We start from the raw sequence: 282 nt of genomic DNA, 5'->3' as shown, positions 1-282 counted from the left end.
GCATTTTGGCATTCAAGGCGCTTACGTCCGCTTTGCCAATGCTTACCGAAACCGTATCGGTGTTTACATCGGTATTAGAGAGCATGCCGCTTGGAATCGTAATTTTACCTGCCGATGTTACAACTTCGTAGGTTATATTCGATTTTGAATCCTGCAGCGCATCGGTTGGGATCTCCAATGCATAGCTTTTTGCATCCTTCACTTCAGAAATCTCGATCACGACGGTCTTTGCGCCATTTGTGCCCGATGCTGCGGCTTGCTCCTTCGCTTTATTCAAGCTGT

Annotated in this window: 1 protein-coding gene; it reads right to left on the bottom strand. The window is 47.2% G+C overall.

Annotated features, from left to right (window positions below; all coding sequences use genetic code 11):
- On the bottom strand, nucleotides 1-282 hold a 282-nt coding region (locus tag KP806_RS27475; RefSeq protein ID WP_224726938.1), incomplete at both ends, for a hypothetical protein.

The organism is Paenibacillus vietnamensis, assembly GCF_020169515.1.
In the GTDB taxonomy this organism is placed as follows: domain Bacteria; phylum Bacillota; class Bacilli; order Paenibacillales; family Paenibacillaceae; genus Pristimantibacillus; species Pristimantibacillus vietnamensis.
This window is presented reverse-complemented; position numbering and strand designations above follow the sequence as displayed.